The sequence below is a fragment of the Lentzea chajnantorensis genome (assembly GCF_054300775.1).
This window is the reverse complement of the sequence record NZ_JBSDZT010000002.1, coordinates 7,426,676-7,447,054: the sequence shown is the minus strand read 5'-3', so window position 1 is coordinate 7,447,054 and position 20,379 is coordinate 7,426,676. Positions and strand designations below refer to the sequence as shown.

Here is a 20,379-nt window from a genome sequence, read left to right as displayed (position 1 = left end):
AGTGGGTGGTCCTGCCGATCGACGGGACCACCGGAGGCGCTCTCGACCCCGCTGCCGCGGCACGCGGCACCACGGGACTCGCGCTCGCCGCGATCCAGCGCTGGATCACCGAGGAGCCTTCCGCGCGGCTGCTCGTGCTCACCGGGGGCGCAGTCACCGAACCCGTCCGCGACGTGGCCGCCGCCGCGGTGTGGGGCCTGGTGCGCGCGGCCCAGGACGAACACCCCGGCCGGTTCGTGCTGGTCGACTCCGGCGACGGAGTGGAGGCGGCGGTCGCGGCCGCGGGCGCGACCACCGAACCGCAGCTCGCCGTGCACGACGGCACCGTGTCCGTGCCACGCCTCGCGCGGGTGCCCGCCACCGCGCCGACCGCGACCCTCGACCCGGAGGGCACGGTGCTCCTGACGGGGGGCACCGGTGTCCTCGGTTGCCTGGTCGCCCGGCACCTGGTGCGGGAGCACGGTGTGCGGCGGCTCGTCCTCACCGGCCGTCGCGGTGTGGCGGCGGACGACCTGTCGGACCTCGGCGCCGACGTGTCGGTGGTCGCCTGCGACGCCGCCGACCGCGACCAGCTCGCCCGCGTGGTGGCCGCCGTGGACCCCGCACACCCGCTGACCGCCGTGGTGCACCTCGCGGGTGTGCTCGACGACGGCCTGGTGAGCGACCAGACCCCCGAACGCCTCGACGCGGTGCTGCGGCCCAAGGCGGACGCGGCGTGGCACCTGCACGAGCTGACGAAGGACCTGGACCTCGCGGCGTTCGTGCTGTTCTCCTCGGCCGCCGGCACGGTCGACGGCGGGGGACAGGCCGGCTACGCGGCGGCCAACGCGTTCCTCGACGCGCTCGCCGCGCACCGCCGGTCCCTCGGCCTGCCCGCGCACTCCCTCGCCTGGGGGTTCTGGGACCAGCGCACCGGGCTCACCGAGCACCTGACCGACGCCGACGTCGAGCGCATGGCCCGCGCGGGCGTGCGCCCGATCCAGACCGCCGACGGACTCCGGTTGTTCGACGTGGCGCTGTCCGCGCCGGACGCCCGGCTGGTGCCGATCGCTCTCGACCTCCCGGCTCTGCGCAGGGCGGGAGAGGTGGCACCGCTGCTGCGGGGGCTCGTGCCCACGGGCAAGCGCGCCGCGACCGGTCTCGCCGCCGCCGCGCGGTCGTCGCTCGTCGACCGCCTCACCGCCCTCGGTCCCGCCGAACGCGACACCGAGCTGCGCGAGCTCCTGCGCACGCTCGTCGCCGCCGTGCTCGGCTTCGGTGACGACCTCGTGCTCGACCCGCGCCGCCCGTTCCGGGAGACCGGCTTCGACTCGCTGACCGCCGTGGAACTGCGCAACCGCCTCGGCACGGCGCTGGGCCTGCGACTGCCCGCCACGCTCGTCTTCGACTACCCCGACGCCGACGCGCTGATCGCATACGTCAGCACGGAGCTGTTCGGCGCCGAGGCGGACGAGCCCGTGCCGGCCGTGCCGGTCACCGTGGACGCGCAGGACGATCCGGTGGTGATCGTCGGCATGGCCTGCCGGTTCCCCGGCGGCATCGCCACGCCGGAGGACCTGTGGCAGCTCGTCACCGACGGCCGCGACGGCATGGGCGGGTTCCCCACCGACCGCGGCTGGGACCTCGCGCACCTCTACGACCCGGAGCCGGGCAAGGCCGGGCACTGCAGCACGGCCGTGGGCGGGTTCCTCCACGACGCCGACCGGTTCGACCCCGACTTCTTCGGCATCGGCCCGCGGGAGGCGCTCGCCATGGACCCGCAGCAGCGGTTGCTGCTGGAGGTCTCCTGGGAGGCGCTGGAGCGCGCGGGCGTCGACCCGCACACCGTGCGCGGCACCCGGACCGGTGTCTACGTGGGCGTGATGTACCACGACTACGGCAGCAGGCTGCGCGCCGTGCCCGAGGAGGTGCGCGACTACCTCGGCAACGGCAGTCTCGGCAGTGTCGCCTCCGGCCGCGTCGCCTACGCGCTGGGACTGGAGGGCCCGACGCTCTCCGTGGACACCGCGTGCTCGTCGTCGCTCGTCGCGCTGCACCTCGCCGCTGAGGCCGTGCGACGGGGCGAATGCGACCGTGCTCTCGCCGGTGGCGTGAGCGTGATGTCGACCGCGGACACGTTCGTGGACTTCAGCAGGCAGCGCAACCTCGCGGCCGACGGCAAGGTCAAGGCCTTCTCCGACGACGCGGACGGCACGGCGCTGTCCGAAGGCGTCGGCGTCCTCGTGGTGGAACGGCTGTCGCAGGCCCGGCGCCACGGCCACGACGTGCTGGCCGTCGTCCGCGGCTCCGCGGTGAACTCGGACGGGGCGTCGAACGGCCTCACCGCGCCCAACGGCCCGTCGCAGCAGCGCGTGATCAGGGAGGCGTTGCGCGTCTCCGGCCTCGGACCGTCCGATGTGGACGCCGTGGAGGCGCACGGCACCGGCACGACCCTCGGCGATCCGATCGAGGCGCAGGCGCTGCTGGCGACCTACGGCCAGGGCCGCGGTGAACCGCTGTGGCTCGGTTCGATCAAGTCGAACCTCGGGCACACGCAGGCCGCGGCGGGCGTCGCCGGGGTGGTGAAGATGGTGCAGGCGATGCGCCACGGCGTCCTGCCCGCGACGCTGAACGTCACCGCGCCGTCGGCGGAGGTGGACTGGGACGCCGGTGCCGTGCGGCTGGTCACCGAGCAGCGCGCCTGGCCGGAGTCCGGCCACCCGCGTCGTGCGGGCGTGTCGTCGTTCGGGATCAGCGGCACCAACGCCCACCTGATCCTGGAGCAGGCCCCGGCCGCCCCTCCCGCGCCGGAACCCGCGGCGGAGGCCCCCCTGCTGCCGTTCGTGGTCTCCGCGACCACACCGGACGCACTCGCCGCGCAGGCCGCGCGACTGCGGCAGGTCGCGGGCGCGTCGCTGCCGGACCTCGCCTACTCGCTGTTCACGACGCGCAGCACGTTCGGCCATCGTGCCGCCGTGGTGGCGTGCGACGCCGGGGAGCTGGACGCGGCGCTCGAGGCGCTCGCCGGGGGACGCACGTCGGAGGCCGTCGTCACCGGGCGTCCAGTGGCGGGCAAGGTCGCGTTCCTGTTCACCGGGCAGGGCGCCCAGCGACTCGGCATGGGGCGTGCGCTGTACGAGAGCCACCTCGTGTTCCGCGCCGCCTTCGACGAGGTCTGCGAGGCGCTGGACGAGCACCTCGACGTACCGCTGCGCGAGGTCGTGTGGGCCGATGCGGACGACATGAGCGCGTTGCTCGACCGCACCGACTACACCCAGTGCGCGTTGTTCGCCGTCGAGACCGCGCTCTTCCGGCTGCTCGCGTCCTACGGCGTGCGGCCGGACTGGGTGGCGGGCCACTCGATCGGCGAGCTGACCGCGGCCCACGTCGCTGGCGTGTGGTCGCTGCGGGACGCCGCGCGTCTCGTCGCCGCACGCGGACGACTCATGGCCGCCCTGCCCGCCGGTGGCACGATGCTCGCCGTCGACGCGGCGGAAACCGACGTGCTGCCGTACCTGACGGCCGACGACGTGGCGATCGCCGCGGTCAACGGGCCGAGTGCCGTCGTCGTGTCCGGCTCCGAAGCCGCCGTGGCCGCGGTGGCGGACAAGCTGACCGGCCGCCGCACGAAGCGGTTGCGGGTGAGCCACGCCTTCCACTCGCCGCTGATGGAACCGATGCTCGCGGAGTTCGAGCAGGTCGCAGCTGGACTGGAGTTCGCCGCGCCGTCGATCCCCCTGGTGTCCAACGTGACCGGTGAGCGCGCGACCGACGAGGAGCTGTGCTCGCCGGCGTACTGGGTGCGGCACGTGCGCGAGGCCGTGCGCTTCGCCGATGGCGTTCGCACGCTCGCCGACGCCGGGGTGAGCACCTTCATCGAGGTCGGTCCCGACGCGGTTCTCACCGCGATGGGCCGCGAGGTCGTCGGGAACGCGGAGAACGCCACGCCGGCCTTCACACCGGTGTGCCGACGCGGGCACGACGAGGTGCGCACCTTCGCCACGCTGCTCGGCACCGCCCACGTCCGGGGAGTCGACGTCGACTGGGCGCAGGCGTTCGAGGGCACCGGCGCGCGCACGATCGACCTGCCGACCTACGCCTTCCAGCACCAGCGGCTGTGGCTGCACGACGAGCCCGGCGCGGTGGTGGACGCCCGCGGCCTCGGCCAGACCCCCGCGGCGCACCCGATGCTGGGCGCGGCCGTGACGCTCGCGGGCGACGACACCGTGGCGCTGACCGGGCGGCTGTCGATCGCGACGCACCCGTGGCTCGCCGACCACGTCGTCGCCGGGAGCGTGCTCGTGCCCGGCAGCGCGTTCGTGGAGCTCGCTGTGCGCGCGGGCGACCAGGCCGGCTGCCCGCACCTGGCCGAGCTGACGCTCGAACGGCCGCTGACGCTCGCCGCCGGTGAGGCCGTGCAGCTGCAGGTGACCGCCGCCGCACCAGGATCGGACGGCAGTCGCGCACTCGCCGTGCACTCGCGTCCGGAAGGGACGGACGCGGCCTGGACGCGGCACGCCACCGGTGTCCTCGTCACGGCCTCGGCGGAGGAACCGCCCGCGCTGGGCGAGTGGCCGCCCGCGGGTGCGGAGCCGATCGACGTCAGCGGCGTCTACGACCGGCTTTCGGCACAGGGCTACGACTACGGGCCGCTGTTCCGCGGGCTGCGCGCCGCGTGGCGCGACGGTGCCGACGTGTGCGCCGAAGTGCGACTGCCGGACGGCAAGGGCACCGGTTTCGGCCTGCACCCGGCACTGCTGGACTCGGCACTGCACCTGCTCGACCTCCTCGATGGCCAGGACCCGGACGTCATGGCCCTGCCGTTCTCGTGGGAGGGCGTCGACGTGCACGCCACCGGGGCGACCGCGCTCCGGGTGCGGTTGACGCCGCTGGAGCAGGGCCGGCTCGGCGTGCGCCTGTACGACGGCGTGGGCGCTCCGGTCGCCGACGTCGCCGCGCTGAGCCTGCGCGAGATCGACCCCGGCCAGCTGCGGACGACCGAGCCCGGTGACCTGCTGCGCCTCCACTGGACGCCGAAGCCGGTCGGAACCGCGACCGCCGAACCGCGGGTGCACACCGTGGACCACGCCGGTGGCGAGGTGACGGCCGCGACGCGTGCGACGGTGGCGGCCACCCTCGCGGTGCTGCAACGCGAGGCCGGCGGCACCGCGAGCGGTCCGCTCGTGGTCCGCACCCGGCGTGCGGTGGCGGTCACCGCGGACGAGACCCCCGACCTCGCGCAGGCGGCGGTGTGGGGCATGGTGCGCGCGGCCGCCGTCGAGCACCCCGGCCTGTTCGTGCTGCTCGACTCCGACGGCACGGCCGAGTCGGACGCCGTCCTCGCGGCCGCTGTCGCGACCGGGGCTCCGGAGCTGGCGTTGCGCGCCGGGGTGGCCCACGTCCCCGAGCTGTCCGAAGTGGACGGTCCGGGCACGCCCGTGCCGCTCGACCCGGCGGGCACGGTGCTCGTCCTCGGCGGCACCGGTGGCCTCGGTCTGCTGCTGGCCCGGCACCTGGTGGCGAACCACGGGGTCCGTCACCTGGTGCTGGTGGGGCGCGGTCACCGCGAGCCGGACCTGACGGAGCTCCACGAGCTCGGTGCGCGGGTGGAGGTGGTGGTCTGTGACGTCACCGACCGCGCCGCGCTGGCCGGACTGGTCGCCGCGGTGCCCGCGGACCGCCCGCTGACGGCCGTCGTGCACGCGGCGGGCGTCCTCGACGACGGACTGCTCACCGACCTCACCCCGCACCGGTTCGAGACGGTGCTGCGGCCCAAGGCGGACGCGGCGTGGCACCTGCACGAGCTGACGAAGGACCTGGACCTGGCGGCGTTCGTGCTGTTCTCGTCGGCGGCGGGCACCCTGGGAGCCGCGGGACAGGCCAACTACGCGGCGGGCAACGCCTTCCTCGACGCCCTCGCCGCGTACCGCCGTTCCCTGGGCCTGCCGGCGCACTCGCTCGGGTGGGGCCTGTGGGAGACCGCGGGCGCGGGAGGCATGGGCGCGAGCCTGGACGAGGCGGAGCGGAGCAGGCTCGCCCGCGACGGCATCCTGCCGTTGCCGGTGAGTCGCGCGCTGGAGTTGTTCGACGCCGCGCTCGGTGCCGACCACGCTGCCGTCCTGCCGGTGCGGGTGCGCGTCACCGAGGACGCTCCCGCCCTCGTCCGCGCGCTGTCCGGGCACGCCGCGGCGGCACCGGTTCGCCGGGTGGCGAACGCCGCCGGTGAGGTCGTGGCCGAGCCGCTGTCCGCACGGCTGCCGAAGCTCCCGGCGGCCGAAGGCAGGAAGCTGCTCACCGAACTGGTGTGCGGTCACGTCGCCGGCGTGCTGGGCCACACCTCCGCGGCCGCGGTCGAACCCGACCGCTCCCTGGGTGACCTCGGCGTGGACTCACTGGCCGCGCTCGAGCTCCGCAACCGGCTCGGAGCCGACACCGGCCTGCGGTTGTCGAGCACGCTCACGTTCGACCACCCGACCGCCGACGCACTCGCCGAGCACCTGTTCACCGAGCTGGGCGGGGCGACAGCGGCCGCGGGGGTGGTGGACCTGGAGGCCGAGGTGGTCCGGCTGGAGACGCTGCTGGACTCCACCGCGGACCCGGCCTCGGTGGACGACGAGCAGCGCGCCAGGGTGGGCGCCCGGCTGCGCGCACTGAGCGCGCGCTGGGACGGTGCCGCCACCTACGGCACGGACGTACCGGTCGTGAGCGACGAGCGCGCGCTGGAGACCGCGACCGTGGAGGAACTGCTCGGCATCCTGGACGACGAGCTCGGAAGCCACATCTGACGCGCGAAGCGGCCCGCCATCCTGTGGCGGGCCGCTTCGGCACGTCTGGGCTCGTCCCCCGGGCGGTTGTCAGTCCACCGCCGTCTTCTGCCGCTGCGCCTGCTCACCGACGATGATGTCCGACGGGAAGCCGGAGCGCTTGGCGACGTTGAGCTTGCGGTACACGCGGGTCAGGTGTTGTTCGACGGTGCTGATCGTGACGTGCAACCGGTCGCTGATCTCGCGGTTGGTGTAGCCGAGCACGGCGAAGTGCGCGACGCGGCGTTCGGCGTCGCTGAGCAGGACGGTCCCCCTCTGGTCGGAGTCGGAGGCCGTCGGTTCCGCGTCCTCGAGCAGGTGCTGGTCGACGGGGGAGACCATCCGGCACGCCTCCGCCTCGCGCGCGGCGTGCTTGGCGACCAGCCGTGCGCGGGCGAACTCGCCGAACTCGTAGTGCGCGGACGCCAGTTCGGCGTACGCGTGAGCGAGGGACTGCCGGTCGCCGCAAGCCTTGAGCAGGTCGATCGACTGGTGGAGCAGCGGTGCGCGCTGGTAGGGCTTGCTGGTCGCCGCCAGCACCCTCAGCGCGAGGGCCTGGGCGTTCGCGCTGCTGGTCCGCGAACGCCGCAGCTCCTCCTCGGCCAGTGTGCGGGCCGTGCGCGTCTTGCCCAGCCGCAGGTACGCCATGGCGAGGTCGGTGCGCCACGGAATGCCGCGCTGCAGCTGGGAGTTGCCCTCCCGGATCAGCCGTGCGCTGGTCTCGAAGTCGTTCAGTGCGGCGAACGGCTGCGCGGTCTCCAGGTAGTGGTGCCCTCGCGCGCGCAGGTACTGCACGCCGAACACGGTGCGGTACATCGGTTTCGGCACGGGGAGGTTGAGCAGCTGCTCGTTGTGCGCGATCGCGCCCAGCCCGGGGTTGGCGAACAACGCGGTGGACAGCGGCAGGCCGATGAGCACACCCCACCCCTGCGGGGCCAGCAGCTCCACCGCCTCCCTCGCCCCTGTCAGCGCGGCCGGCAGGTCTCCCTGTAATCGTGCGACCTCGGCCTGCACGCTCCCCAGGATCGCCTGCCACGTCTTGGCACGCCGCGCGACGGCGGACTCCAGCAGTCCCTCGCAGGCGGCGCCGGCCAGCGCCGGCTGGCCGGCGTACGCGATCGCCAGCAGCGACATCGCCACGATCTCGAGGTTGAGGTCGTCCAGCCGGTGGCCCTGCAGGCACTGCGCCAGCGCGGTGGTGGACTCCGCCGTGTCCACCCCGTTGAGCAGCGCGCTCAGCGGCGCCATGATGCCGTACATGGTGCGCCGTTTGTCGGGGTGCCCGTTCGAACGGGAGGGGCCGGCGGGTTCGCCCGCGCCGTAGAACCACTGCCGGATCATGTCGACCTCTTGCCGCACCAGCTCGTCGGCCGAGGAGACCGGCGGCGGCAGCGCTTCCGCGATCCGGCCGGCCAGCTCCGTGTCGCCCTGCCACAGCACGTGCCGGAGCACCGTGGTGGCATCACGCAGGTCCAGCTCGCCCTTCTCGGCGGCCTGCCGCAGCGGGTCGAGGCGTCTGCCGGCCGCGGCCGGGTTGGTGAGCCACTCGACCCTGGCGAGCGCCGCGGTGATCTCGTGGCTTTCCGCGGTGCCGGAGCAGCCGCGCAGGGCGAGCTGGAGGCAGGCGGCACAGCGTTCGAGGTCGTCCCGCCCGAGCGCCGCCTCCGCGGCGCTGCGCAGCGTGCTCGTGCCCCAGCCCGCCGGCACGAGCTCGGCGGCGAGCAGGTGTGAGGCGACCACCTCGGCCGGTGCGCCGGAGTTGTAGAGCGCTTCGGCGATCCTGCAGTGCAGCGTCGTGCGCAGGTCCGGTCTCATGTCCTCGCGCACCGCGGCCGCCGCGGCCGGGTCGAGGAAACGGCGACCGGTGAGCAGGCCGGTCGAGTTGCCCCGGTCGACGGCGTTGCTGACCGTTTCGTCGCTCACACCCATGGTCTCGGACAGGTTGACGCTGTCGATGGTGTCGCTGAGGTGTTGGACGGACTCGCCGAACAACGCCAGCAGCCGCAGCACGTGGATCTTCTCGGACGAGTTGCGGTGCAGCAGTTGCAGGACCGCGTTGCGGTACGCGGCTCCCGCGACCGGCCGCTCGACCAGGGCGCCGCGCGTCTTGCAGTCGTCCAGGAGCGCGTGCGCGAGCAGCGGGACACCCGCGGTCATCCGGGAGAACCCGGTCGTCAGTTCCTCGGAAGGCGGTCCTCCGGCGTCCGCGGCGAGCAGCTCGGCGAGCTCCGCGGCGGACAGCGGCGCCAGCCGGATGCGCCGGTGCGGATGGCGGTTCAGCTGCCGGGAGGAGACGGTGCGCGAGGCGTCGTCCTCGATCCCGAGCGTGCACACGACGAGCAGCTTGCGGAACCGGCCGCGCTGCAGCAGGTGCACGATGCTCGTGGTGGACCAGGCGTCCATCAGGTGGGCGTCGTCCACCGCGAGCACCAGCGGGCAGTCCTCGTCCGCGCGGCCGAGCAGAGCCTCCGCAGAGGCTTCCAGCTCGGCCGTGGGGAAATCGACTTCTTCACTTTTTTCTCGCGGAGGGTGAACGCGGTCGGAAACGATGTGGTCTTGCTTTTCGCTCCACAGCTCCGGGCAGGCGGTTCCGCTGTTCTTCAGCAAATTCCGGGCGAGGCTCAGCGGTCTGTCCCGGGAGGCGGGGTCTGCCGTGGCGTGCAGTATCCGCGCACCCGATTCCCGGACGCTGATCAGAAACTCGTCGAGAACCTGGGTCTTTCCGGAACCGGGTGTGCCGCTCACCAGTACGAGCAGGCCGTTTCCTCTGGTGCTCTCGACGAATGCTTCGTGCAGACTGGCCAGTTCTCTCGTTCGACCGAATATGCGCGCCATCGCCTCGTATTCCGTCCCAGTACCCGCAGGGAGCCGGGGAACTCGCACTCGCCGTTGTGTGCGGCCGCGCCCTGGTGCGAAGCCACCGCCGGTGAGAAGGGTGATGACCGTTCGTCCGCGGTCACTCCGACCTCACGGGGAACGACTCCGCAATGACTGCTTCCGGAGTCGCTCATGTCATGCAGCGGTGTTGCCCGGCATGGGTCCAAGCTAGCACGATTCGGGATACTTTCGCCGGTGTACGAAGGGCACATGTCTCAATTCGCGCCCGGCCGTTCAAGATCCTTTCCGGACGGTGAACCTGCCGGTAACACCGTTGTTAACTGACTCGCGGATCAACGCGGAACCGTCCTGGGAATTCTCCTAAACCACTTGGTCGCGCGTGTGTGCCGGTCTCATCCGGCCCTCTCCGGCAAGCGACCTGCGCCAGGGTGTGCCGGCCCGTCCCCACGTCTGACCCCTGCACTGCAGGACGCCCTCCTGGGGGCATTAGGGGTACCTGACGTGAATGCCGTCTCCCTAGCCTCCGATGCAGAGCGGCCAAGGGGGTCCGCGGGCGGAAGCCAACGGCCGAACAGGCACGGCGATCGTGATCGGATGGCGCGCTGGTGAACAACGAAGATCAGCTCCTCGACTACCTCAAGCGGACCACGGCGGAGCTGCGGGAGGCGCGGAAGCGGTTGCGCGAGCAGGAAGAGCGGGAACGCGGCCCGGTCGCGATCATCGGGATCGGCTGCCGGTTCCCCGGTGGCGTCACGGCGCCGGAACACCTGTGGGACCTGGTCTCCTCCGGTGTCGACGCGATCTCGGAGTTCCCGTCGAACCGGAACTGGGACATCTCGGCGCTGTACGACCCCGATCCGTCGCGCCGCGGGCACACCTACGCCCGCACGGGCGGATTCCTGCACGACGCCGCCGAGTTCGACCACGACTTCTTCGGCATCAGCCCGCGTGAAGCGCTCGCCATGGACCCGCAGCAGCGGCTGTTGCTCGAAACGTCCTTCGAGGCGTTTGAACGTGCCGGCATCGCCCCGTCGTCCCTGCGGGGCAGCCGCACCGGAGTCTTCGCGGGCGTCATGTACAACGACTACGCCACCAGGATCACCTCGGTCCCGGAAGACCTCGACGGCTACCTCTCCAACGGCAGCGCCGCGAGCATCGCCTCCGGTCGCGTCGCCTACACCTTCGGGCTCGAAGGCCCGGTCGTCACCGTCGACACCGCCTGTTCCTCCTCCCTGGTCGGGCTGCACTGGGCGGTGCGCGCGCTGCAGTCCGGCGAGTGCTCACTCGCGCTGGCCGGCGGCGTGACGGTGATGTCGACTCCCGAGACGTTCGTGGACTTCTCGCGGCAGCGCGGACTTGCTCCCGACGGCCGGTGCAAGGCGTTCTCGGCCGACGCGGACGGCACGGGCTGGGGCGAAGGCGCCGGGATGGTCCTGCTGGAACGCCTGTCCGACGCTCAGCGCAACGGTCACCCCGTGCTCGCGGTGATCCGCGGTTCCGCGATCAACTCCGACGGTGCGAGCAGCAGGCTGACCGCGCCGAACGGGCCGTCGCAGCAGCGCGTCATCCGGCAGGCGCTGGCGAGTGCCGGTCTGAAGCCGTCCGACGTGGACGTCGTGGAGGCGCACGGCACCGGTACGGCGCTGGGCGACCCGATCGAGGCGCAGGCGCTGCTGGCCACCTACGGTCAGGACCGCGCGCACCCGCTGCTGCTCGGTTCGGTGAAGTCGAACATCGGTCACGCCCAGGCCGCGGCCGGGATCGCGGGCGTGATCAAGGTGGTGCTGGCCATGAAGCACGGCGAGGTTCCGCCGACGCTGCACGCCGACACCGCCACCGACCAGGTGGACTGGACCGCGGGCGCCGTCGAGCTGGCGGTGAAGCGGCAGCCGTGGCCGGAGACCGGCCGGCCGCGCAGGGCCGCCGTGTCCTCGTTCGGGCTCAGCGGGACCAACGCGCACGTGGTGCTGGAGCAGCCTCCCGCGCCGGCACCGCCCCCGGAGGCCGGGACACCGGCGAGTTCCGCGGTGCCGTGGATCGTCACCGCGCGCACGCCGCGCGCACTCGAGGACCAGCGTGCCCGCCTGCGAGCGCACCTCGCCGAACACCCCGAGCTGCGCAGTGCGGACGTCGCGCTGTCCCTTGCCGTCACACGGTCCAGGTTCGAGCACGGCGTGATCGCCGTCGGCAGGGACGAGGGGGAGCTGCTCGACCGGCTCGCCCTCGCGTCCCCGTTGGCCGGCAAGAGGGGTTCGACGGCGTTCTTGTTCACCGGCCAGGGTTCGCAGCGGATCGGCATGGGCCGCGCGCTGCGTGCGGCGTTCCCCGTGTACGCCGAAACCTTCGACGCCGTGTGCGTGCTCGCGGACCGGTACCTGGACGAGCCGCTGGCCGCCGTGATCGACGGCGACGCCGAGCTGCTGAACCGCACCGACTACGCGCAGCTCGCCATCTTCGCCGTGGAGGTCGCGCTGTACCGGTTGTTCGAGTCCTGGGGGATCGTGCCCGGCCACCTGGTCGGCCACTCGGTCGGTGAGCTGGCCGCCGCTCACGTCGCCGGTGTGTTCTCGCTGGAGGACGCGGTCGCGCTGACCGGTGCGCGGGGTCGCCTGATGGCGGCACTGCCGTCCGGGGGCGCGATGGCCGCGGTGCGGGCCTCCGAGGCCGAGGTCGCGCCGTTCCTCACCGGCCAGGTGGCACTCGCGGCCGTCAACGGCGAGCGGTCGGTCGTCGTCTCCGGCACGGCCGAAGCCGTCGACGAGCTCGCCGCGCGGTTCGGGAAGGTCAAGCGGCTCACCGTGTCCCACGCCTTCCACTCGCCGCTGATGCGTCCGATGCTCGCGGAGTTCGCGCAGGTGGCGGAACGGTGCTCCTACGCGGAGCCGCGGGTGCCGATCGTCTCGACGATGACGGGTGAGCTCGCGACCACCGCGCTGACCACACCGGAGTACTGGGTCGAGCACGTGGTGAAACCGGTCCGCTTCGCCCCCGCGCTGGCGGCTGCGCACGCGCTCGGCGCGCGCCGGTTCGTCGAGCTGGGACCGGACGCCGCGCTCACCGCGCTCGCCGCCGACGCACTCGGCGGTGACAGCGTGGCGATCGCCGGGCTCCGCCGCGACGGTGACGAGGAACTGGACGTCGTCAGCGCCGCCGCGACCCTGCACGCCGCGGGGGGCACAGTCGACTGGGAGCGCTTCTTCGCCGCCCACAACGCCCAGCGGGTGGAGCTGCCGACCTATGCGTTCCAGCGCGAACGGTTGTGGCTGGAGGAGAGCACGACGCCGGCGGGCGACCCGGAGGGGCTCGGCCAGCACTCGACCGGGCACCCGCTGGTGCCCGCGGCGACCGACGTGCCCGAGAACGGGGCCGCCGTGCTCACCGGACGGCTCTCGCCGACGGCGCAGACCTGGCTGGCCGACCACTCGGTGCACGGCGCGGTGCTGCTGCCCGGTACGGCGTTCGTCGAGCTGGCCCTGCGAGCGGGCGAGCACGTCGGGTGCGACACCGTCGAGGAGCTGACCCTCGACGCACCGCTGCTCCTCCCCGGCGACGGCGCGGTGGCCGTCCGGGTGGTCGTCGGCGGTGCGCGCGACGACGCGCCGGACCGCCGTGAACTGACCATCTGGTCCCGCCGGGGTGACGCCGCCGACGAAGGTGGCTCCTGGACGCGCCACGCGAGCGGCACCCTGGCCGCGGGTGCGGGGGAAGCGGCCGCGGCGCCGGAGGTCTGGCCGCCGGAGGGAGCGGAGCCGGTCGAGCTGGCCGACCTGTACCCGCGGCTGGCGCGCACCGGCTACGGCTACGGCGAGGTGTTCCAGGGCCTGCGGGCCATGTGGCGCCGCGGCGACGAGCTGTTCGGCGAAGCCGCGCTACCCGACTCCGCCCGGGGCACCGCCGCCGGGTTCGGCCTGCACCCCGCGCTGCTCGACGCCGTGTTGCACGTCAACCTGCTCGACCTGCCCGACGGACGTGCCGTGCTGCCGTTCGCGTGGGGCGGGGTGCGGTTGCACCGCGCCGGAGCCGACGTGCTGCGGCTGCGGCTCTCGCCGGACGGGACGGGTGCGGTGTCGCTCGAGCTGTCCGATCAGCACGGGCACCCGGTGGCCAGTGTGCGCAGCCTCGTCGCGCGCCCGGTGTCCCCGGAGGCGCTCGCGGGCTCCGCGGACCTGCCGCTGTACCGGATCGAGCTGGTCGCGGCGTCCGGTGCGGCCGACCGCTCCGACACCGACCCCGTGTTCGTCCCGCCGGTGCCCGACGCCGGTGACGAGGTGCCGGGAATGGTGCGGGAACGCGTGCACACGACGCTCGACCGGGTGCGGGGGTGGCTGGACGACCCGCTGTCCGCCGGACGCCGCCTGGCCGTGGTGCTGCGCACGGGCGACCTCGCCCACGCGGCCGTGCGCGGGCTGATCCGCGCCGCGGAGGCGGAGAACCCCGGCCGGTTCCTCGTCGTGAGCACCGATCTGGCCGCGACCGACGAGCAGGTCGCCGCCGACGACGCGGTCCGCGCGGCGCTGACCGTCGGCGAGCCGGAGGTCGTCGTCGCCGGCGGTGAGCTGTGGGTGCCGCGCCTCGCACGGGCCGAGTCGGCCGAACCGCTGTCCTGGGATTCCGACGGACTTGTGCTCATCACCGGCGGCACAGGTGGCCTCGGCGCGCAGCTCGCGCGGCACCTCGTCGCGGAACGCGGTGTGCGGCGGCTGCTCCTGGCCGGGCGCAGGGGAGCGGCCGCGCCCGGCGCCGAGGAGCTGCGCGCGGAGCTGGAGGCGGCCGGCGCGTCGGTGACGCTCGCCCGCTGCGACGTGACGGACCGCGCGGCGCTCGCCGCGCTGCTCGCCGAGCACGACGTGCGCGCCGTGGTGCACGCGGCCGGCGTGGTGGACAACGGTGTGCTGGCCGGGCTCGACCCCGAGCGCGTCGACCGGGTGCTGCGGCCGAAGGTGGACGCCGCGTGGCACCTGCACGAGCTGCACGAGCGAACGGAACCTGTCGGCCTTCGTGCTGCTGTCGTCGGCCGCGGGCACGCTGGTACCGGGCGGCCAGGGCAACTACGCCGCGGCGAACACCTTCCTCGACGGGCTCGCCGAGCACCGCCGCGCGCTGGGACTTCCCGCCGTCTCACTCGCCTACGGCCTGTGGACGGGCACCGGCGGCATGAGCGACGACATGGACGAGGCGGACACCGAACGCCTGCGGCGCCTCGGGTTCCCGCCGCTGACCGCCGAGCAGGGCCTGCGCCTCTTCGACGCCGCGGTCGGTGGCGAGGAGGCGGTGCTCGTCCCCACTCGGCTCGACGCGGCCGCCGTGCGGCACCGCGCGGGCGGTGTGCCGCCGTTGCTGCGCGGTCTCGTGCGCGCACCGCGGCGGGCAGCCGAGCCGGGTGCCGGCGCCGCGAACGGCGCGGGCTGGCGCGAGCGACTCGCGTCGCTCACCGAAGCGCAGCGGGACAAGGCGTTGCTGGACCTCGTGCGCACTCACGTGGCCGGTGTGCTCGGCCACCCGTCGGCCGAGTCGATCGACCCGGGCCGCGCGTTCCAGGAGCTGGGGTTCGACTCGCTCGCCGCCGTGGAGCTGCGCAACCTGCTCGCCGCGGCGACGGGACTGACCCTCCCGGCGACGCTGGTGTTCGACCAGCCGAACCCGATCGCGCTCGCCGCGCACCTCAAGGCCGCACTCGTGCCCGGCCCCGAGGACCTCGCCCAGGCGGTGCTGACCGAGATCGACGGCCTGGAAGCGGCCCTGCGCGCGCTGCACGGCGACGGTGACGGGCAGGCCCGCGTGACGGCACGGCTGGAGGCGTTGCTGCACGCCTGGCGCGACGGCCGCACGGACGGCTCCGAACCCGCCTCGCCCGATGCCGGCGAGGCGAGCGACGACGAGCTCTTCGCGAGGATCGACAACGAACTGGGAGCCCTCTGATGGATGCCACGGCAGATTCGGCGACTGCGGACAAGCTCCGCGACTACCTCAAGCGGGCGACGACGGAGCTGGAGCGCAGCCGCCGCCGCGTCCGCGAGCTGGAGGACCGCCACCGCGAGCCCATCGCGATCATCGGCATGGGCTGCCGGTACCCCGGCGGGGTGCGCACGCCGGAGGACCTGTGGGAGATCGTCGCCGACGGCGTCGACGTGGTGAGCGAGTTCCCGTCCGACCGGGGCTGGGACGCCGAGTCGTTCTACGTCCCCGAGCCCGGCCCGCCCGGCACCTCCTACGTCCGCGAGGGCGGCTTCCTGCACGACGCCGCCGAGTGCGACCCCGCGTTCTTCGGCATCAGCCCCAAGGACGCTCCGGGCACCGACCCGCAGCAGCGACTGCTGCTGGAGGTCACGTGGGAGGCGTTCGAGCGCGCGGGAATCGACCCCGGGGCCTGCAAGGGCACCCCGACCGGGGTCTTCGTCGGACTGATGCACCACGACTACGTCGGCGGCACCATCTCCGGCAGCATCGTCTCCGGCCGCATCGCCTACACGCTCGGACTGGAGGGGCCCGCGGTCACGATGGACACCGCGTGCTCGTCCTCGCTGGTCGCACTGCACTCGGCGATCGGGTCGCTGCGCCGCGGGGAGTGCACGCTCGCCCTCGCCGGCGGCGCCGCGGTCATGGCGAGCCCGGAGATGTTCCTCGAGTTCAGCGAGCGCCGCGCGCTGTCCCCGGACGGGCGCTGCCACTCCTTCTCCGACGACGCGGCCGGTGCCGCCTGGTCGGAGGGAGCGGGGATGCTGCTGCTCGAACGCCTCTCGGACGCCGTGCGCAACGGGCACGAGGTGCTGGCCGTCGTGCGCGGCAGCGCGGTCAACCAGGACGGCGCCTCCAACGGCCTCACCGCGCCCAGCGGCCCGGCGCAGGTGCGCGTGATCGAGCAGGCGCTCGCCGACGCGCGGCTCGCACCGCACCACGTCGACGCGGTCGAGGCGCACGGCACCGGCACCACGCTCGGGGACCCGATCGAGGCGCAGTCCGTGATCACCGCCTACGGCCAGAACCGCCAGGCGCCGCTGTGGCTGGGCTCGATCAAGTCGAACATGGGTCACCCGCAGGCGGCGGCGGGCGTGGCCTCGATCATCAAGGCGGTCCAGGCGATCCGGCACGGCGTGCTCCCGAAGACGCTGCACGTCACCGAGCCGAGCAAGGCCGTGGACTGGTCCGCGGGCAACGTCCGGCTGCTCACCGAGACCCGCGACTGGCCGGAGCAGGACCACCCGCGCCGCATCGGTGTCTCGTCGTTCGGCATCTCCGGCACCAACTCGCACGTGATCGTCGAGCAGGCACCCGAGCCCGCCGCCGGGCAGGAGCGGGAGCGCGCCGCGCTGCCGGTGGTGCCGTGGGTGCTGTCGGGCAAGGGGTCCGACGCCGTGCGGCGTCAGGCCGACCGGCTGCGCGCGAGGTTCGGCGACGACGCCGACGCCGATCCGTTCGACATCGGGTTCTCGCTCGCCACCACGCGCGCGGCGTTCTCCCACCGCGCCGCCGTGACCGGCAGGAACCGCGCCGAACTGCTGGAGGCGCTGCGCGCGGTCGCGTCCGGGGACACCCCCGCCGTCGTCGCCGGGGCGCCCGGCGGGCTCGCGGTCCTCTTCTCGGGCCAGGGTTCCCAGCGACCCGGCATGGGCCGCACGCTGCACGCCGGGTTCGACGTGTTCGCGCAGACCTTCGACGAGCTCTGCCTGGCGTTCGGCAAGCACCTCGACGAACCGCTGCGCGACCTGATGTTCGCCGACCCCGAGGACCCGGCCGCCGTGACGGCGCTCGCGCGCACGGCCTACACGCAGGCGGCGTTGTTCACCTTCGAGACCGCGCTCTACCGCCAGCTGGAGCACTGGGGCGTGCGTCCCGACCACGTCGGCGGTCACTCGATCGGCGAGGTGGTGGCCGCGCACGTCGCGGGCGTGCTGAGCGTCGAGGACGCCGTCGCGCTGGTGGCCGCGCGCGGCAGGCTGATGCAGGCCTTGCCGTCCGGTGGTGCGATGGTGTCGCTGCTGGCCGCCGAAGCCGACGTCGTCCCGCTGCTGACCGAGGGCGTCGACATCGCGGCGGTCAACGGACCGCGCTCGGTCGTGATCTCCGGTGACGAGGACGCCGTGACCGCGGTGGCCGCGCACTTCGAGAAGACCACCCGCCTGACCGTCTCGCACGCCTTCCACTCGCACCGCATGGACCCGATGCTCGGACAGTTCCGCGAAGTCCTGTCCGGACTGACGTTCCACGAGCCCTCGCTGCCGGTGGTCTCCAACGTCACCGGCGTGCTCGCCACGGCGGAGGAGCTGACCTCACCGGAGTACTGGGTGCGGCACGTGCGCCAGGCCGTGCGCTTCGGCGACGGTGTCTCCACGCTGGTCGAGGAAGGCGCGACGCGGCTGCTCGAGGTGGGGCCGGACTCGGTGCTGACCACCATGGCACTGGCCGTGGTGGGCGAGACGGTCGCGGTCCTCCGCACGCAGCGGCGCGACCGGCCCGAGGACGAGACCCTCGTGGAAGCCCTGTGCGCACTGCACACCACCGGCGGAGGTCCTGAGTGGAGGGCCGTGTTCGCCGGCGGCCGCAAGGTGGACCTGCCGACGTACCCGTTCCGGCGCGACCGCTACTGGGAGGACGCGCCGATCCTGCAGGCCGAACGGTCCGCAGGCACCCGCGGCGACGTGACCGCCGCCTTCTGGGACCTGGTGTCCGAAGGGAACCTGGCCTCTCTCACCGCGACGCTGGGCGTCGGCGAGGACTCGGTCGCGCCGGTGCTTCCCGCACTCGCCTCGTGGTACGACCGGCAGCGCGCCGACGCGGCCGCCGACGCCTGGCGCCACCGGGTCACGTGGGCTCCGCTGGCACCGCCCGCGACGCCCGGTGGAGCGGCCTCCTGGCTCGTCCTGGCACCGCAGGACCCCGACGACTGGACGCGCGCGGTGCTCGACGGTCTCGCGGCGGCCGGGTTGCGGACCGAGGTGCTCGCCGTGCCCGGTGGCACCGGTCGCACCGCGCTCGCCGAGCTGCTCGCCTCGGCCGGCCCCGGCGCCGACGGAGTGCTGTCGCTGCTCGCACCGGCCGCCGGCACCGCGGTGGAGGCGGCCGCGGTGACCGCGGCCCTCGTCCAGGCCCTCGGCGACGCCGGCCACGGCGCACCGCTCTGGTGTGTCACACGGGATGCGGTGGCCCACGGCGCCTCATCCGCGGTGACCGGGGTCGACCAGGCGGCGGTCTGGGGCCTCGCCAGGGTCGCCGCGCTGGAGCACCCCGACCGGTGGGGCGGCGTCGTGGACCTGCCCGCCGAGCTGGGAACCGCCGCCGTGGCGCGGTTCGCGGCCGTGCTCGCCGACCCGGGAGACGAGGACCAGCTGCTCGTCCGCGAGTCCGTCGCCTACGGCAGGCGGCTCGAACCCGCGCCCGCGCGGATCGCCTCCCGCTGGGAGCCGGAGGGAACGGTGCTGGTCACCGGCGCCACCGGTGCGGTCGGCGCCGCCGTCACCGGCTGGCTCGTCGACCAGGGTGCGAAGCACCTGCTGCTGATCTCGCGGCGCGGCGCGGAGGCACCCGGTGCGGACGAGCTCGTCGCCGAACTGGCCGCGGCGGGTGTCGAGGCGCGCCTGGTCGCCTGCGACGTGGCCGACCGCGACGCGGTGGCCGCACTGCTCGACGGCATCCCCGCAGACCGTCCACTCTCGACGGTCGTGCACCTCGCGGGCGTGCTGGACGACGGCGTGCTCGACTCGCTCACGCCCGAGCGGTTCAGCGGCGTCTTCGCGCCGAAGGCCGACGCCGCGAGGCATCTGCACGAGCTGACGAAGGACAAGGGCCTCTCGGCGTTCGTGCTCTTCTCCTCGCTGACCGCGACGGTCGGCGGCGCGGGCCAGGCCAACTACGCGGCGGCCAACGCCTACCTCGACGCGCTCGCCGAGCACCGCCGTGGCATGGGACTCGCGGCGACGTCGGTGGCCTGGGGACCGTGGGGCGGCGAGGGCATGGCGGCACACGGCGCGGTGCGCTCCGCGACGGCCGCCATGGGCATCACGGCGCTCGACCCCGGCAAAGCGCTGGTGGCGTTGCGCCGTGCGCTCGACGGAGGCGACAGTGCGGTGACCGTCGCGGACGTCGAGTGGTCCACCTTCGCCCCAGCGTTCACCGCGACGCGGCCGAGCCCGCTGCTGGCGGAGCTTCCCGGGGCCACCGTCAGCGCGGGCGGCGGTGCCGGCACCGCCGAGCTCGCGGGCTTCGCCGACAGCCTCGCCGGCCTGACCGCCGGTGAGCGCGACCGGGCGTTGCAGGACCTCGTGTGCACCCAGGCCGCGTCGGTGCTCGGCTACGAGAGCGGTACCGCGATCGAGCCGGGCACCGCGTTCCGCGACCTCGGCTTCGACTCGCTGACCTCGGTGGACCTGCGCAACCGGATCAGCAGCGCGGCCGGCGTCCCGTTGCCCGCGACGCTGATCTTCGACTACGCCACGCCACTGGCCCTCGCCCGGCACCTGGACGAGCAGATCGGCGGCGGCGCGGCCGCGGACGCGGCGGGCACCGTGGACGGCGTGGTGGCCGAGCTGGAGGGCATGGCCGCCCGGCTGACCGCGATGAGCCCGTCCGACCTGGAGCAGGGCCGGATCACCATGCGGCTGCAGGCGCTGCTCACCGACCTGAACGAGGCCCTCGTCGGTGACGGGGCGGCTGTGCTGGCCGGACGGCTGGAGGAGGCGTCGGCGGACGACGTCTTCGCCTTCATCGACAAAGAACTCGGCTCGGCCTGATCCGGCCGCGGCCCTCGGCTTCGCACAGGAGTGGC

At 73.8% G+C, this 20,379-nt stretch carries 3 protein-coding genes and 1 pseudogene; 3 read left to right on the top strand and 1 reads right to left on the bottom strand.

The window, feature by feature from the left end; all coding sequences use genetic code 11:
• Positions 1 to 5: 5 nt before the first annotated feature.
• Positions 6 to 6,764 carry an SDR family NAD(P)-dependent oxidoreductase gene (locus ACVDFE_RS35485; RefSeq protein ID WP_458434451.1) on the top strand — a complete coding sequence of 2,253 codons (6,759 nt, stop codon included), beginning with the start codon at positions 6 to 8 and terminating at the stop codon, positions 6,762 to 6,764.
• Positions 6,765 to 6,833: 69 nt separating this feature from the next.
• Here the strand turns inward: ACVDFE_RS35485 and ACVDFE_RS35480 are convergent, their stop codons facing one another.
• Entirely contained in the window at positions 6,834 to 9,617 is a 2,784-nt protein-coding gene (locus ACVDFE_RS35480) for an AAA family ATPase (protein ID WP_458433531.1), read from the bottom strand.
• A gap of 641 nt (positions 9,618 to 10,258) precedes the next feature.
• On the opposite strand from ACVDFE_RS35480, the pseudogene ACVDFE_RS35475 reads away from it, so the two are divergent.
• A pseudogene (locus tag ACVDFE_RS35475) lies at positions 10,259 to 15,539 on the top strand (SDR family NAD(P)-dependent oxidoreductase); the annotation flags it as partial.
• Positions 15,536 to 20,344 carry a type I polyketide synthase gene (locus tag ACVDFE_RS35470; RefSeq protein WP_458434450.1) on the top strand — a complete coding sequence of 1,603 codons (4,809 nt, stop codon included), beginning with the start codon at positions 15,536 to 15,538 and terminating at the stop codon, positions 20,342 to 20,344. The pseudogene ACVDFE_RS35475 and the gene ACVDFE_RS35470, both read left to right, overlap by 4 nt.
• Positions 20,345 to 20,379: the final 35 nt, after the last annotated feature.